This window comes from Moorena sp. SIOASIH (genome assembly GCF_010671925.1).
Classification (GTDB): Bacteria; Cyanobacteriota; Cyanobacteriia; order Cyanobacteriales; family Coleofasciculaceae; genus Moorena.
In genome coordinates, this window is sequence record NZ_JAAHIH010000002.1 from 421,965 (window position 1) to 439,533 (window position 17,569).

General features: G+C 42.5%; 6 protein-coding genes and 1 pseudogene. 5 read left to right on the plus strand and 2 right to left on the minus strand.

Annotated features, from left to right (window positions below):
* Positions 1-31: 31 nt before the first annotated feature.
* Together F6J90_RS09640 and F6J90_RS09645 are read right to left on the minus strand one after the other, a co-directional pair.
* Positions 32-421, minus strand: a complete 390-nt coding sequence (locus F6J90_RS09640) for a helix-turn-helix transcriptional regulator (protein WP_293092449.1) — start codon at positions 419-421, stop codon at positions 32-34.
* Positions 422-480: 59 nt separating this feature from the next.
* The gene (locus F6J90_RS09645) at positions 481-801 is read right to left on the minus strand and encodes a hypothetical protein (RefSeq protein WP_293092451.1); all 321 of its coding nucleotides are present in this window, start codon (positions 799-801) and stop codon (positions 481-483) included.
* A 348-nt stretch (positions 802-1,149) separates the two neighbouring features.
* Here F6J90_RS09645 and F6J90_RS09650 point away from each other — a divergent pair.
* The 5 genes and pseudogenes from F6J90_RS09650 (at position 1,150) to F6J90_RS09670 (ending at position 17,520) form a co-directional block, all read left to right on the plus strand.
* Positions 1,150-2,386 (plus strand): annotated as a pseudogene (locus F6J90_RS09650) (transposase).
* Positions 2,387-2,583: 197 nt separating this feature from the next.
* A complete protein-coding gene (locus F6J90_RS09655) occupies positions 2,584-2,793 on the plus strand; it encodes an addiction module protein (RefSeq protein WP_293092453.1) in 210 nt (69 codons plus the stop codon).
* Positions 2,790-3,101, plus strand: a complete 312-nt coding sequence (locus tag F6J90_RS09660; RefSeq protein WP_293092455.1) for a type II toxin-antitoxin system RelE/ParE family toxin — start codon at positions 2,790-2,792, stop codon at positions 3,099-3,101. The genes F6J90_RS09655 and F6J90_RS09660 overlap by 4 nt, the downstream gene beginning before the upstream one ends.
* Positions 3,102-3,930: 829 nt before the next feature.
* Positions 3,931-12,501 carry a LamG-like jellyroll fold domain-containing protein gene (locus F6J90_RS09665; RefSeq protein WP_293092457.1) on the plus strand — a complete coding sequence of 2,857 codons (8,571 nt, stop codon included), beginning with the start codon at positions 3,931-3,933 and terminating at the stop codon, positions 12,499-12,501.
* A 90-nt stretch (positions 12,502-12,591) separates the two neighbouring features.
* Positions 12,592-17,520 (plus strand): hypothetical protein, encoded by a 4,929-nt coding sequence (locus F6J90_RS09670; RefSeq protein WP_293092459.1) that lies wholly within the window; start codon positions 12,592-12,594, stop codon positions 17,518-17,520.
* Positions 17,521-17,569 lie beyond the last annotated feature (49 nt).

Genomic DNA, 17,569 nt, shown 5'->3' on the forward strand with positions numbered 1-17,569 from the left:
CTTACCAGGACAAGAAGCGGTTCGCGCTAAATTAAAAGCCTGGAAAATCAAGCGTGAATTTTCTCGATGAAATTCGTTCGATAGTCCCTTCAAAACTATCCCAAATTTCCTCCGCAGAACGGCGTGGCATCGCCTCAGCACGGGCAAATGCCTGTTTGATTATCTGTGAAGCTTTCTCTATTTCTTCAGCAGTAGGTGGGGCGATTTCTTCCCCCTCCCAGTCTACAATCAACAAATCGTTGGGACTACAGTGAAAGAAAGCACAGAGTTGAGCGAGGGTAGTAAAAGCGATCGCATTCGCTTCCCCATTTTCTAGTTCCCTTAATTCTTGGCGATCGATTCCCGTAGATTCAGAAATTTCTTCGTAACTGATATTTCCGGAATTAGCTCTTAATTGTGCTAGTTTAGTTGTGACTTTCATCTTGCAAACTGACCTGCTAGTTTCGATTTTCTGAAATTATATACCGGTTATCATAGAAATCAGGTACACAGGATTTTTTCCCGATTCCCGATTCCCGATTCCCGATTCCCGATTCCCGATTCCCAATTCCCGATTCCCGATTCCCAATTCCCGATTCCCGATTCCCAATTCCCGATTCCCAATTCCCGATTCCCGATTCCCGATTCCCGATTCCCAACAGGAACACTGGTAGACCCCAATGGTGATAACAAACCACTATAGTCCCGAATCATCCACCCTCCCAATCTACCGATGGTATGACCAAGACCAAGACCGAATACCCAATTCCAGGGTGAATGATGATAGGAAAGAATAATCCGTATTCCTGAAAACTTGAGCAATGTTGCCTCACCTTCGGGACCAGAAATTTCTGGTCTAGCCCAGGTAGCAAAGACAGTTTATTACTGATGCTGCTTCCAGCTAATCAGGCCCATCTGTTAGAATCCCTGGCAAACACGACGCTACCGACAAGCCACAAAGTCGAGATTACAGGAATCCCCGAAAGTCGAAAGCCCCGTGTTTTTAAACCGGGGATGAAGACTCGCAGCGACTTTAGTCGCCGTGATCAAAAATCTTGGCTAGCACTTGCCACTTTTATATAATATTGCTAGTATAAATATATATCGTTCGCGTAGCGTGACCGTTCGCGTAGCGTGACCGTTGGTCAAGGTCAAGGAGGTCGAGATTCGGTGATTATTTTAGAGTTTAAAGCGAAAGGTAAAGAATATCAATATTCAGCTATAGACGAAGCTATCCGGACAGTTAAATTCATCCGTAATAGCTGCATCCGTTTATGGCTTGACAACAAAGGCACAGGAAAGAGTGACCTTAGTCGGTACTCCAAAATCCTAGCTAAAGAGTTTCCTTTTGCTAATGAATTAAACTCTACTGCTCGTCAGGCTGCGTCTGAAAGGGCATGGTCATCGATTGTTCGCTTCTACGATAATTGCAAGAAGAAAATCCCAGGAAAAAAGGGTTTACCAAAGTTCCAAAAACGTGCTCGTTCTGTAGAGTACAAGAAATCAGGGTGGAAGCTATCCCCTGACAAAAAGTCGATAACGTTCACGGACAAAAAAGGGATTGGGAAACTCAAACTTAAGGGTACCTGGGACTTGTGGCGCTTCGATAAGAAGCAAATCAACCGGGTTCGGATAGTCAAGCGAGCTGATGGGTACTACGTTCAATTTTGTGTTGCAGTTAACGTAAAAGAGGAAGTAGAGCACACAGGTGAGATGGTTGGTCTGGATGTAGGACTCAAAGAGTTCTATACAGATTCCAATGGCCACTCCGAATCCAATCCCCGATTCTACAGAAAAGGGGAGAAACGTTTAAAGTTTTATCAGCGCCGGGTTTCTCGGAAAAAGAAAGGCTCATCCAATCGCAAAAAAGCGGTTAATAGACTAGGTAGACAGCATCTTAAAATAAGTAGGCAGCGTGAAGAACATGCAAAGAGACTTGCACGTTGCGTAATCCGATCTAACGATCTGGTCGCCTACGAAGATTTAAGAGTTAAAAATCTGGTAAAAAATCATTGTCTCGCCAAGTCTATTAACGACGCAGGTTGGTATCAATTCAGGAAATGGTTGGAGCATTTTGGGACTAAGTTTGGAAGGATAACTGTTGCAGTAAATCCTGCCTACACTAGTCAAAACTGTTCTGAGTGTGGTGAGGTAGTCAAGAAATCCCTTTCTACTAGGACTCATGTCTGTGAATGCGGATGTGAACTTGATAGAGACCACAACGCCGCCATCAACATCCGTAATAGAGCCATAAGTACGACGGGGCACGTCGGAACTTGGATTATTAATCCGTTCGCGAAGCGTCGGCGAAAGCCGATACGCTTTAGGAGATTTGGCCTCTACTGTTCTTGATTCCGGTCAGGTTCAGCAAGCTGGGTCGTTGAGTGAAGAATCCCCGTCTCTTTAGAGCGGGGAGTGTCAAATTCAGAAGCATTACCTATCGAGAGGGGGTTCTCTCCAAGAAGCGATCGCAACAGATGCGAACGCGCCCCGCGTGACCTACGGTCAATCGCATTTTGATTCTGTGTTATATTTACTACTTTTTTGCTACACTCTGGGTATTATCTATGATGCCCGAATGTTATGGTCTCTGTTGAGCAAGTAATGAAAGAAGCTTTATCTTTGCCCAGTGCATGGAGAGCATTGTTGGCAGAGAAGCTGGTTGAAAGTCTTGAGTTTGATGTAGACGAGAAACTGCAAACACTTTGGGTAGGTGAAGCTAAGAAGCGTCGAGATGAAATCCGAAGTGGTATGGTTCAGCCTATTCCTGGAGAGGAAGGGTTAGCTAGAGTGAGGGAACTTCTAGAGCCATGAAATATGTCTTTCACCCAGCAGCCTTGACTGAATATGGTGAAGCAGTCGAGTTTTACGCAGAGCGTAGAGTTGAATTGGCACAGGCATTTATCAATGTAGTTGAGGATGCAATTTTCCGAATTGTTGCGTCACCAACTCGTTGGGCTGTTCTTGATGAAGATATTCGTCGATGTCTGACACGTAAATTTCCCTACGGGATTTTATACACTATTGAGGAAGATTACATTTTAATTGTGGCGGTGATGCACTGTAGTCGTGAGCCAGGATATTGGAAAGAGCGTGTCAGGGACAAACCATCAGATGCATAAAATGATCTGAGGTTTGGTACGTCATTCGGACAACTAAGCCGTTATAGCACTAAGGTTATAAGTTAAGACATTGGTTCTTCAGTACCTTTTATTCTAAAAAACTCAGAAAGCTTACTGTACAAGGATACTTCTGCTATTCAACTAAAAAATTTTTTTTGAATACGGGCTCTTGCCACTGCTCCGTTCGCGTTTGGCCTACGGCCAAAAGCGTGGCTCACGGTAAGCATTCAGCTCTCAGCTCTCAGCTCTCAGCTCTCAGCTCTCAGCTCTCAGCTCTCAGCTCTCAGTTATTAGCTATTAGTATTCAGCTTATGCCCTACGCGCACGCTACTTGAGGTGCTTTTGAATAAAATAAGCTGACGGCTGACGGCTGACGGCTGAATGCTTACGGCTCACGGCCTTAGCTCCCTAAAAACATGTATCTCACCTAATTGAAAACCGCTATATTTTAGTAAATTAAAACACAGTAAAAATTTGATAATATTTATAATAATTGCTAAAGTATAAAATAAAGCTTTTACATTATTTAACCTAGCGAATAAAATCTTGTTATTGCAATCATTATTACTAACACAACATAAAAATTTTTTATTAATTTATCGCCTGGCGCGTGACTATATATTGATGCGCGAAAACTAAGTTGCAGTTGGTGATAAACGATAAATAGTGAAAATAAAAATGTGCCGAATTGTGTAAAGTGTTGTGAAGTAAATGTGACATTTAGGCATTTTTCTGCCAGGAACGAAAAACAAAAAAAAATGTTAATTATTGGAGGTAATAGCATTCTTAACGATAAGGTCAATAGTGGTTTGTGCAAATTACTTAGGTTATGTATCTACTACGGGACAAGGTTCAATTCGTTAACACTATTGCCCATGAAGGCAAAGTTGTGGTTGTTGCCACCGATACAGACGGCAAGATTTGGTACACCATCAAGCAGGATGGGTTTGAAGACTCCTACCTCAACACCCCCGAAGACCAAAGGACAGGTTGGGAAGATTGGCAAGAACTGGAATTTCCTAATGAAGCACAGGATGACCAGTCCGTAATTGACAAAGAAACTAAGGAATTAACCCATCAGGCTGAGACCAGCACATTTATTCTGCGTACGCGCTACAGAACCCAGAATCAATCAGCAGCTTTTCCGGTACAGTTAGTTTCGGCAACAGGTCACCTCTATGTTTTTCGTCAATCCAAGGCAAATTCTACTGAAACTACTCCCAATACCTTATTGGTAGACCGTTTTGTCCTGGATGGCATGACCAATCAACTGGTGCGGAAGCTAGACGTGCGGTTTAAGCGATCGCGACAGAAATATCAACCCATCGCCAGTATGAAGAAAAATGCTAACGGTGGACTCTCAAATATTGATTCTTTAGATTTTCGGGATGCTGATGGCAAGCCTTTCTATGAGCCGACCACGGAACTCACTCTGATTGAGAACCTTCACCAAGGTGGGTTTTCAGTAGTACTGTTACCGACCAATGAACACGATAATTACCGTTGGCACATTTTTGCTTACAACTCTCACACTCAGAAGGTAGAATTAACCTCCATTCGCGCTTCAGCAGAGGGATTGTTTGATGTCAAAGACTACACGGTTTTAGAACCCAGACCCGAAGCTAAGAATGCTTTAATCCCTCGTTCTATTCCGGGTATTATTAAGCGCAAGCTGGATCTCAATGGTGTTGAAGTCGCCAATGGCTTGTCAGCTACCAAATACGATATCCAGAAAGAGCAGCAAACTAAAGATGGAATGCAACTGCTCAAGAATTCGACCAAGGTCATGGTCGCAATTCCTACAACCCAGGGCAATGTAGCAACCTTGAGTTTTGCTGTAGCAGCAGATGGTACGTTGTCTGAGATTGATGCAAATCCCGACAATACTAACATCCTACGCAGTCAGAGTCGGGACTTACTTTTGCCCTTAAATACCTTAGATGAAATTAAAGCGATTGGGGATTCGACACCACCACCCCAAGCGCAGATCACGGGTATAGAAAGAGGGTATGAAGATAAAGTTCAGATTGTTTCTTCCCCATCTTCGGGTTTGAAAACTGGGGATACGGTCAAAATTGCCAACACCCAAAATTACAACGGTCATTATCAAGTCATCAGTATCGATGGTGATACCTTTGAAATTGCTGCCGAGTGGGTGAACAGTGAAATTGGCAGTTGGGAAGTGGTGCCGAAAACAGAGACGGGTTTAGTCTTTGATGGCATCATTACTGAGGTGGAAAGAGTAGCCGATGGTAAGCTGCAAATCACGGCTCTCAATCATGGCTTAGAAGCAGGTGATGAAGTCCAAATTGTCGATACCACTGACTATAATGGCAGCTATGGGGTTACCAAAATTGATGATGAAAACTTTACGATTAATGATCTGTTCTGGAAACCGGGTGAAGCCGTCAACCTGAAACTGGAATCCCGCAAGCGGCGGGGAGTCATGTTTGATGGTGCTGATGAGTATATCAAAACTCCAGCCCTAGAGTTAACCCCTCCTTCGGAAGAATTTTCCTTTGGCTATACTTGTTCAGCGTGGGTTTATGTCTCAGCTACGGGTAGTGGTGAACAGATTATTCTTGGAGAAGAAGACGAACACATTCAATTACTGGTTAATAACGGCACTGTAGCGTTGAAAGTCAAGTGTGCCAATGGTGTTGGCAAAACCACAGATACAACGACTATCCCAACGGGTCAATGGGTTCACTACGCCGGGATTATTTCCTCTGATGCCGCCAGTGACAAAACTATCTTAACTCTCTGTAAGAATGGTCAGCCGGTGGGAATCCCGACAGAAGTGGCATCACTATTTGATGCTCCCGAGAATTGGCAGCCGGAATTTTTGATTGGGAAGTCCTTGGCTGGCAAGATTGCTGATGTACAAGTTTGGGATAAGGTTCGGACTGCTAAAGAAATCAAAGATAGCATGTATATGCAACTTACCGGACGGGAAGTTGATTTAGTGGGCTACTGGCGACTGGGGGCAATTACTGAGGATAAGGAAAGAACAGTTGTTGATTTCTCCGTTTACGGAAACGACGGCACAGTTTATGGGGATGCCTTTGTGAGTGCGATTACTCTCAATCGTACTTTAGGAGATGGAACCACCCAAGCTGTTAAATACAGCAATGATGATTTGGTGGCGGTGAGTGCCCGGGCTACCTATATTGAAACCTTTGAGTTTAAAACCAATCCGAATCTCAACCCGAATAATGTTGATCGTAATAACGGCAAGTTATTTACGTTTTCCTATTGGGGGAAAAAGAGCCGCAGTGCGAAAAAACGTATCGAACAGAAACTTTTTACGATTGACACATCGGACTTTCAGTCTTTAGGCAACAACTGGTACAAAGCCACCTGTCGTTTTACTGTACCCGATGGGGTGGCAATGATCCGTAGCTTTGAACTGGGTCATGTTCAAGGCACATGGTCAACTTTGGAGATTCGTAAGCATCGGGTTCAGTTAGTCTCAGATAGCATTACTGAGGTTAACTATACAGATAGCGTTAGTTTATCTACCTTGGCAGATAACTATGCTGAGTTACCCGGACAATTAAAGACATTAGAGCAGAAAGAACGGGAAGAAACGGCACTAATAAAGGAAAAGCGGAAATTAGAAGATAAGCTCGCTCAACTGGGTGATTTGCCTCGCCTACGACAAGAAATAGCAGCATTAGAAACAGAGGTGGCATCTCTTCAACAGCAAGAGCAAACTCTCAAAACTAACTATGAGCAAGAAGTCGCCAATCCTTTGAATGATTGGTGCTATATAGAAAATACCTGGAATAACAGATCCGGACAGTTACAGACCTTCAATAACCCTAACCTAAATAATACGGGTGTATACATATCTGAGGATGAGATAAAAAAAACAGACCAGCAATGGAAATTTGTCTCAGCCGGTGAAGGCTACTATTACATCAAAAATAAGTATACTGGCGACTCCAAGATATTGCAATGCACGCCTATACTTACATTCAATACGTTTTTATTGAGCATGGAAAAGCCCAATAATTCTCCCCGGGTGAAATGGAAACTTGTTTCAGCAGGTGATGGCTACTATTACATTCACAACAAGGGGGTGGACGATCTTTTTAAGGATGATGAGCGTAGGTATTTGAGTATAGATACTAGTTTTGACTTGGATTATCTGACTATGCGTTCGGCCAGTCAGTCTACAGTTAATAAATGGAAACTGGATAAACAAGAGCCACAAAATATTATTGCGATAAATACAGCTCAATCAATGTGGGAGGAGAAGAAAGAACAACTTAAAACTAAAGCAGCAGAGTTAGAAGAAAAGCAAGAAACATTAAACGCAGGTGAATCAACCAAACAGGCATGGGAAGACAGACTCAAAGAGGTTATCGAACAACTAAACCAAGTTCAAAGCGAGTTAAATACTGCCAACAATACAGTCATCAAAACAGTCAGCACCACTCAACAAACACCCCAAACATTACCAACACTCCACACGGTCAGTAATGGTTCCCAAAAAGGTTTAATTACCAAAGGGGCATTACTCGGATTTACCTCTCCAGTGACGCGCATTGCAGCCATTGAAACTTGTGAAGGTAACGTGCAACTGAGTTACTTTGACAGTCAAGGTCGGATGCGTCAGACTAACTTTGATGCGACCTCCGATAGTCGGAATACTACTTTTGAACAGTGGCTTCCTGATGAACTTCCTGTTGCTCTCAACTTCGCTGATAGTGGGCACAAAATTCAGTTGGTCAATTCAGTTGCTTTGAGTGAGTCATGGACAGTGGAAGCTTGGTTTTACTCTGCATATGCATCTGGACCCGCACAAAAAATTTTACTGGGTAGCAAAGATGGTGATTCTCCTGTAGTGATTCAAGAAATGTCTAAACTGGGAACACTGGTTGATGGAGTCTTTTACGATAGCGGCTACAACCTGGAACGATTAACTCCTGGATGGCATCATCTAGCTGCTGTTGGCAAAGATTCTACCACTATCTTCTATATCGACGGTCGTCAAGTCGCTGATGTTAAGCAAGCATTCCTTGATGCAGCAACTGATGATAGTAGCAAAGAACAACGAAAAACAACAATCTGTAAAGTTAATAATATTGCTATCTCTACCATCGGTAATAGCACCCGTGGTTCTGAGCAATTTGGCAAGTTGGCAGAAGTTCGAGTTTGGAATTTGGCTCTGAGTGAAGCAGAAATTGCTGTTAACAGCAAAACGCGACTCAGTGGTAACGAACCCGGATTAGTTGCTTACTATCCCTTGAACGAAGGAACAGGAACTCAGATAAGGGATATGACTGGTAGTGGCAACAATAGTCAAGATACCAGTCCTGCTCCCATTAGTAGTCAAGATACCAGTTCTGCTCCCATTGATAATAAAGATATCAATCCTGTTCCCATTGGTAATCTGGGAAACATGGTCATGCAGTTTGATGGAGTGAATGATTATATAGCAATTGCTGCTCATAAAAACCCAACTACAGCAATCACTGTTTCACTATGGGCTAAAAGTAATACAGAGAATTGGAATCACTATGGCTGTTTAGCTAGTAAACGAGATGCCTATGTAATACATCCCCGCGAAGGTATTAAAGCAATCAGTTTTTACCTGGAGAGTAATGGATGGAAAGTTCTGACCCATACACCATCAGATATCAAGCAATGGCATCATTATGCGGTAACCTTTGATGGCAAAACCCAGAAATTGTACATAGATGGTGTGGAAGTCGCTAGTGACGAGATTTCTACGACTACAGCAGGATTAATCAAGGAAGATACAGGAGAATTGCTTATAGGTAAAGACGATGGACCATGGTCTAGATATTTTAGTGGTCAAATCGCCGAAGTCCGTGTTTGGAACAAAGCCCGCAGCGCTGAAGAAATCCAAGCGGATATGCACCAACGCCTAACCGGTAAAGAGTCAGGTTTGGTGGGTTATTGGCAATTAAATCACATCCAATCTGAAGGAGATCAACAAAAGGTTCTTGACCTGACAGGTAACAACAATGGCACGGTACACGGAGGCATGCTCAAAGAAGACAATAGCTTGCCTATACACAGCAACACTGTTATTGGTGCTATCTCTTCAAGTTCTGCCGCTGCCATTGGTAATCTAGTACACAAGGTAATGCAGTTTGATGGGGTAGATGATTATCTGTCCTTGCCCGCTAATATTTCTAGTAAAATTAGCAATCAAATTACTCTTGAAGCCTGGGTTTACTGCAATACTCTTTCACAACAAAGTGTCCACAGAAGTATAGTTACTGAGGTATACCCTGGTTCCAACAGAAATATTACTTTCCAACTTTGTTTGCATGGTTCTGATCACCGACTGCAAGCCGGATTTTTCAATGGTGCTTGGAAGCAGCAAGCAGCAGATTCAAGCTTTCCCATGAATCAATGGGTACACGTAGCGGCGAGTTACGATGGAGTTTCGATCAAAATTTATCAAAATGGTAGTTTGATTAAGCAATCTGCAAATCTCAATTTGTCCTTACCATCAAATACACATGGATGGCGGATTGGACGACGGCACGATTCTGGTAACGCAACTGATATGTGGAATGGGCGCATAGCTGAAGTTCGCATTTGGAACAAAGCCCGCACGGCCCAAGAAATTAAAGCTGATATGCACCAGAGCCTAACCGGTAAAGAGTCAGGTTTGGTTGGTTATTGGCAATTAAATCAGATCCAATCTGAAGGAAATACAATCAAGGTTCTTGACCTCACAGGTAACAACAATCATGGCACGGTACACGGCGCAATCCTAAAAGATGACAATACCTTGCCTATTAGCAGCAATATTGTTACTAGTGCTAGCTGGTGGGGTTGTGCTGCTCCCATCGGTAATCTGGGACATAAGGTAATGCAGTTTGATGGAGTGAATGATTATGTAGAAATTTCTGCTCACAAAAACCCAACTTCAGCAATCACTGTTTCTCTCTGGGCTAAAAGTCATACAGAGAATTGGAATCAGACTGCCTGTTTAGCTAGTAAACGAGATGCCTATGTAATGCACCCAATCCTCGGTGAGAAATCAATCCAGTTTTTTATTTACAGTAATGGATGGCAATACGTCAAGTCTACACAACCAGACATCAATCAATGGCATCATTATGCAGGAACCTTTGATGGCAAGACCTTAAAATTGTACATAGATGGTGTGGAAGTAGCTAGTAAAAATATAGCAGGAGTAATCAACGAAGATACAGGAGTATTATGTTTAGGTCGAGATGATGGGCCATCTCAATATTTGAACGGTCAAATTGCCGAAGTCCGCATCTGGAACAAAGCCCGCAGCGCTGAAGAAATCCAAGCAGATATGTACCAACGCCTAACTGGTAAAGAGTCTGGTTTAGTTGGTTATTGGCAATTAAATCACATCGAACCAGAAGGAGATACAATCAAAGTTCTTGACCAGACAGGTAACAACAATCATGGCACGGTACACGGAGCCATCCTCAAAGATGACAATACCTTGCCTATAGGCAGCAATGCTTTAGTGAGTGCAGAGTACAGCACCATTACCATAGACAAAGTTACCAATCAAAAATCTGCCATCATGCAGCGTTTCTTCGCCTACCCTGCTCTCAATGGTGTGGAATTGTTACCAGACAAACGAATAGAGGAACTAGAACTCAAATGGATTGGTAATGCCCAATTTGCCCCGACCCTCCTGGGCTATATCGAAGGGGCTCCCCCAGTTCCCAGCGAAAACCTGACTGTACAGATAGACTACAACGGCGCAGCTTCAGTGGAATTAACCACATCCGAAGACGTAGAATTTAGCTGGTATCGATCGCAGGATGTCGGACGAGGAGCTAGTTTAGATGCTTTCCTTGGTGGTGCTGGTGAAGTGTCTGGGGGTGTTGGAGTTGAATCACAAATCGCACAATGGAAAGCGGGTTTCAAAGGGAACCGTGACTCGCGCTACCAATGGCAAAATCAAAGTAATATTACTTCTAGTTCATCCCTGAGAATGACGGATAGCCTGGAATTGCGGGGAAGCCAAGAACCCGGTCTAAAATTCTCCCATTTAGGCAAACGTTTTATTCCCAAAAATGTCGGTTATGCTTTGGTGGTTTCCAGTTTGGCAGATATGTTTATCACTCGCCTAAAACGCAGCCATAAAATGATTGGTTATCAGGTGCAGCCTGTGGATGGTATTCCACCAGATGTTAATACCATTACCTTCTTAATCAATCCAGCCTATACCATGAGCGGTAGTTTGGATGGGATGACGGGTTCTAGCGGAACTAGCGATCGCTTCTTCCGTCATGTCCCCGAAATGCGTGCCCAATATGGCTCACTTTATCCCGCGAGTTACTATCGACTTCAGGAGGCCTATGATCTCAAACAAAAGATTGAGAATGAAGATAAACGGCGAGAGTCGTATTTTGCTCAGTATAATGCGGGTTTAGTCGATGAAAGCTCTTTGAACCGAGAGATTGAGAGTGGCAAAGCTCCCACAGAAATTGGAGTGACCCGTGAAGAAGACAAACCCGATGAAAATATGACCGAGGAGGAAAAACAAGCAGCCCAAGAAAGACGAAAACAACAAATTGAGCAAGAAGGAGAAGCAGCGGCTGACAAACAATCAGAAGCAGCCCAGCAGAAGCAAAAAGAAATTAATGCTAAGATTAGCGACCAAGAAAAAAGAGCCCACGCAACAGACAGTTTTGCGGGTTGGCAGAAGCGGATGGAAGACATCCAAATTCGTGCAGGAAAGCGCAATATTGTCAACACCTATGTCTGGGATGCAGATGGTGGAATGCGAACAGAAGCCCAAAGCTTTGCTAATACTGTAGAGCATACAGTTGGTGGTTCCTTTATGTTGGATGCAGGTTTAGGATTCCAAGGAGATTTTACCGCCGGAATTGCTGCTGAGTTAACTGCCCTAGTAACGATTAACTTGACCCAAACGATGAATAAAACGGAAAATCGTAGCACGGGTTTAGAGTTAAATGTGGATTTGAGTGGTGTAGAAAGCATTGGAATTACTGACTACAACGACTACCCCATCCAGCCCGGAGAAAAAGTAGACCGCTATCGCTTTATGAGTTTTTACCTCGAAAGTAGTACCAAAAACTTTAATGACTTCTTCAGTTATGTCGTTGACCCTGAATGGCTGGCTAGTAACGATGAAGAAGCCCGCGCATTGCGTCAAGCAAGGGGGAAAGCAAATAAAACTTGGCGAGTGCTACACCGAGTGACTTATGTGGAACGTCCAGCACTGATGGGCTTTGGTCGAGATATTCGACCCCGGGAAGATATTGATACCATTACTCGAGAAGTTGTCAATTACTTCGATTTACTAGAGTTCAAGAGCGAAGCCCTCCAGAGTGATGTAGATCGGATATTGGCAGAGTTAAGAGCACTGAAGCAGATGCTTGGAAACGGTCAATAATGACTGTAACGTTCTAAGGGAACTTAGTATAAGCTCCCTTAGAACAACTTTTTATGGATGCTAAACATAGGTTTTTAAGAGGAGAACAAAATGCCTCAACTGATTGAATTTCAAGGAAGACAATTTTCTGAAGAAGAATCAAAGCAAGTTACTGATGCTTATAGGATAAGTATAAAGAAAGAGAAACTTTATGCAGATGATAATATTGGCATTATCCTTGCTAAAAAGTTGGGAATCAAAGTTAATATATACTATAAAGATCCAGAAAAAGACCCTAATATTTATCCGATTAAAGACGATGAAGAGCAAGAGGTTGACGTAAATAAATTGAGTAGACAGAATTATTCTTGGAATTCTGAGGGCGACTTGGAAGTTAATTTACTTGTTATTGGCCCGCATTATGAGGTATTAAAAAAGGAAGGCAACAGTTATAAAAGAGTAGGGATAAAGACAGATGGCAATTGTCTATATAACTCATTCATTAAAGCTACTGAATCTATAGGAATTGCCGAGCAAATCTCGGAACTAAGGATCGAACCAGATCAATTCGTATCTGAACAAAACTCCCCAGAAGTCCAAGGTTTAAGAAATTATGTAGCAGACCGATATGAAGAAGAGCAATTGAGAGAAAACTTGACTCAATGGTTAGCTTCGTCAGAAAGAGATCGTCTGGGATCGGGAATTTTAACGGTTATAAACAATTCTCGACCAGTTGCTCCTCAAGCTCCTCAAGCTCCTCAAGCTCCTCAAGCTTCATTAGATTCGTTAGAAGATTCGGATTTTGGATTGGAAACTTTAGATCTCATAGATCGTATCAGTTCTGAATATCCTGATCAGGAAACTATTAAGAATATCTTTATAAAGCTAGACGATGAACTGAAAATTTTGCAAAAAGAGATTAAATCTGATCTAGTGCAAAATGATATCAGAATTTTTATTGATCAGAAAAAACAAAAGTACGGATACATAACATCAGAATGGGAATTTAGTAAGGATAAAATAGACAACTTATACAAGGAAATTCAGAGTCAAAGGGTGAAGTTAATTCGTCAACCTGCTAAGATTACTGGTGCTCCCGATGACTCCCAAGCATCTAAACAAGCTGCCCAAGAGATTGCCAACCTCGACGAAGATTACAAACTGGTACGTCTGATCGCTTTGCTAGAAGATAAAAGGAGTGACATCAATGCAAAATTTCGGGCGATGCTCAAGTTTCTGCCAACTGCTTCTGAAAATGCACGGAACACCCTCAAGAAGGGATATCAAATCATTCAAGGGCGCGATCTGGTTCAAGATATAGAAACTACATTTAATCCAGAAAAAACTAAGTTGGAGAAACTATCAAGTGCAACCATTGGAAGAGTATTAGGTAACGGAGAAGGATACAAACTGCAACTACCTGTTTTGAAACAGCTCTTAGAAACCGGACAAGTCTCTCCCACCGTTGAAGTTGCTCTTGAATTAGGACTTCTTTATCGAGGAACAACAACAAGCAATTTTTCCTTGAGCGGAGATTCTAAAGATAAAATACGCCAACTTGTTGAAGAAAATCCAGGAGAACTTGCACCGCTGGCATCTGATCAGCAATTGGACCCAGATGGCGACAATGAGGATATTTTCTTAAAAGCTGTCAAGAACAACTTAAAAAATCATCACAAGGGATTTTTTGGAGAAATTCAGCGATTAATTATTGGCAAAGAAAATGATAGCTCTTCCCCTACTGAAACTTTAGTGATTTCAGCAGAATTAAGCACAACTGGAAATAAAAATGCTGACTACCTGATCAGTTTAATCTATGACAATGATCGACTAGAGCCTCGTAAGATAGACGATCCAGAAAAACTGCAACAGAAAATTTTGGATTGGACAGCATCTTTCCCGGAAGCAGAGCGCAAAAAATTTATAGAGTCGGATAAGCTACCTGAAGGAGATGTTGTTGAAGAATTTCTAGACCCTTATCAAAGGTTTTGGTTTCTGCTGAGGAATCACAAAATACTTAGGTCAGGAACAGGAGCTCTGAATGTGAGTTCGGGCTGGTTTGACTATACTAAAAAGCTGGTAGATGCTCAGAAAAAATATCCTAAAACTCGCCGAATACACGAGCTGAATGCTTTGGTGGAATATCAAGCCTCAAAATCCATTTTCAAGCGTTCGCTAGAGCGAAAACAAACCAAGGATAAAGTGCTAAATCTTCTCTCAAGCGAGGATAGCTGGGATGCTGATGAAGCGGTGAGGCAGTATTGCCAAGAAATGAGACAAGGAGACCATAAAAAGTGGTTAAAAGGGCAACTCAAGAAAGCTGGGTTCAAATCAAAGGATAGAGACGAAGTTAACAGACAACTCTTACTCAGAGGGGCTTATCCAGGAGCCAAGCCAATTGATGAGTCGCGTCAGATGGGTATCTATCAACAATTAAAGCGGAAAAGGCAAGAAGAACCTCTGAAAATAGTAGAGACCCTGAGCCAAGTTGAGCCTGGTAGTTTTGACTATGACCTAATTCGTGAAGACGAGAAATTACTACAGGGTTTTTATGATGACTTGAAACAAGCCCCATATAGTCATCATAGACTCTGGAAAAATTGTGCAAATTTACTTTCTCTACCTGGTGATTATAGTCGTTATAGCCCGACTCAGACTAGGCTTTTCTCAGAGCCAAAATTTTTCAATAGAGAACGTTTAGAAAGGGGCAAGGAATTTGCCAAGGAAAACTATTGGGCTTCAAGAGCGGCAATGGAATATTTAATAACTGCGGGCGACGCTCGGAGGCGAGAAGTTTTGAAACTGGTGTTTCAAGCACAACTTGCCGGGGTAGAGGGTGTTACTTTAACAAAAACATTAAAAAAGATTGATCAAGAGACTTATGATTGGGTTGAGACGACGACCCTTTCCCCGCAACAAAGCGAACGCAGGGCTGCTGAACTCCTACGCAAGTATTTGCAGGGGGACGCAAAAGAAATTAGAATGGCAGATCTGCTTGATGTATCAAAGGGTTTTTTCGCTGATGATGGAGAAATAATTGCCTTCAGTGTAGAAGTTTTAACTCCCGATCAGATAGTCGATCTCTGGTTTGCAGAGAGTGTCAAACGCTTAAAGACCCTGGCAGAAGAGCGCAGAAAGTTATCGATGCAGTTATTATCAGCACAATTCGCGAAGAACGAAGCCGAAGCTACAACACTGGCGGAACAATTAAAGACAAAAAATCAAGAAATTGATAACTTTCAACTCGAAGTTGACGAGGAGTTGAAAACAAAACTGAGACAAGTCGCTTCAGAGGGTAAGGCAGCAGAATTACAGAGACAGTTACTCGATAAAGTGGGACAAGCTTTTACCCAAAGAACCTCTAAAACGATTCGAGAACTCCCCTTAACACCATCTGAAACTTATTTCAAGGGACTACAAGCGAGCAACAAAAGCTTAGTTCTGAAGGAGCGTTATCTGGAGACAGCTGTCGGCTGGCATCGCTTTAGTCCTGCTGGTACAGCAGCTTCCCTAGACACAGGAAAATTTTTGAGTATTTTTTCGCAAGTGAGACGGGTACTTTCTGTAGATCCTACTAAAGCCGATATTGAACAAGAATTGCTCGATCAGGTACAAGCATCGATGGACGCATTGGGTTCTTCCTTAGATCGATGGAAAGAAACACAAGATCGTGCGATTGAGAGTGTAGTTGATGCTGTAACGCAAACTTTGAGTATCCTCGGAGCTACATCAGTCTTGGCTTTGGGGGTTGGTGCTGCCCCAGCCCTAGTCCAGCTAGCTTGGGCTTTAGGTAACTCGGCAGGTCAGACTTTGATCCGGCAAGTGGTTTCCAGCGCTCTATCAAGATCAGGCGATCGAAATCCTAAACTAGTACTGCAAGAAGTATTGACTGAGACAGCACAAGGCTTAACTCAATTTTTTGTAACGAATGAACTGGCTGTGGGTTTGGATATTGCTGCAATCTCTGCGTTGGGGGGGGATACTACTGTCAAGAAAATATTTGCAGATCCAGCTTTGAAAGTGATGATAACTAAGTTGACGAGTGTGATTTCTGACCTGACAGCAGCTGCTATTGCAGCTCCTTTCTCATCCAATTCTTTTGATTCAGAGAGGTTTCTGGATGTCCTTAAAATCAAGGGAAAATCTTCAATACTTAGTGGCATCACACAATACAGTCAGAAGTTTGTCGAAGGTATCAGCGATATGCTCTATAACTTTGTGATGCAAGGGTATGATCGCACAACAAGAGTCAAGAAACTTTATCCGACAAAGGAACAGCAGGAACAAGCACTCAGAAGTCTCTTTAATTTTATGGATGGTGCAGCTCAGTTTGTAGGAGGCCCGACAGATAATATGGGGGCTTCGACATGGATTATGAGTGATCAAGCCTTTGAGCAAAATCCTTGGATTGATCGGGTTAAGAATTCTGTCAAAACCAGTCTTTATGAAGAGCTAGTTTTGCCTAAGTTCTTAGATAAAATTTCATTTTCTGTAGAAGCAGGATTGTCCACCCCGGCAGATTCATCCGAGGAACCAGGAGGAGAACCCGAGCAAAAGTCCGTTGAGAAAGAGAAAGCAATTGATCGTGCCGTTTCCCATTCGATAATTCTTGCTTTATCTGGTATGGGAATAGAATTCTCGGAAATGGAAATGACGCTGGAGAATACAGATAATATCCTTACTGCTGCTTTGGAACAATTCCCGGAGGCAGAACGGGATGCAGTGAACAACGTTTTCCAACAGCTAAAAAACACACTAAAGCAAGAAGCTAAGAATGACTTTGATAATCAAGACCGCTTGGCGGAGGAGACAATTCAAAAAATTAACGAAAGGTTGCAACAGGATCTTCAAGAGGGTGAGAGAAATCCTGTGAGCAGGCATTATGAAAGACAACAATCGAGAAGTAATCGTCCTCAATCACCAACTCAAAGCCCTAAAGGAAGACATAAATCTATTGGTACAAGGAAAGCTCTTCGTGAAGATCTTGCAAAACTTGCCAAACAAAAATTATTAGCTAGGCAAAAATTCTTCAGCAGTTAGCAAGCGCTTCAAAGCAATTCTTAAAATTAAATAAGGATTGAGAGTCTTT

Excerpts from the sequence above, each read along its gene's own strand:
- F6J90_RS09655 (WP_293092453.1), top strand. The coding sequence starts at position 2,584 with ATGAAAGAAGCTTTATCTTTGCCCAGTGCATGGAGAGCATTGTTGGCA.
- F6J90_RS09665 (WP_293092457.1), top strand. The coding sequence starts at position 3,931 with ATGTATCTACTACGGGACAAGGTTCAATTCGTTAACACTATTGCCCAT.
- F6J90_RS09670 (WP_293092459.1), top strand. The coding sequence starts at position 12,592 with ATGCCTCAACTGATTGAATTTCAAGGAAGACAATTTTCTGAAGAAGAA.
- F6J90_RS09640 (WP_293092449.1), bottom strand. The coding sequence starts at position 421 with ATGAAAGTCACAACTAAACTAGCACAATTAAGAGCTAATTCCGGAAAT.
- F6J90_RS09660 (WP_293092455.1), top strand. The coding sequence starts at position 2,790 with ATGAAATATGTCTTTCACCCAGCAGCCTTGACTGAATATGGTGAAGCA.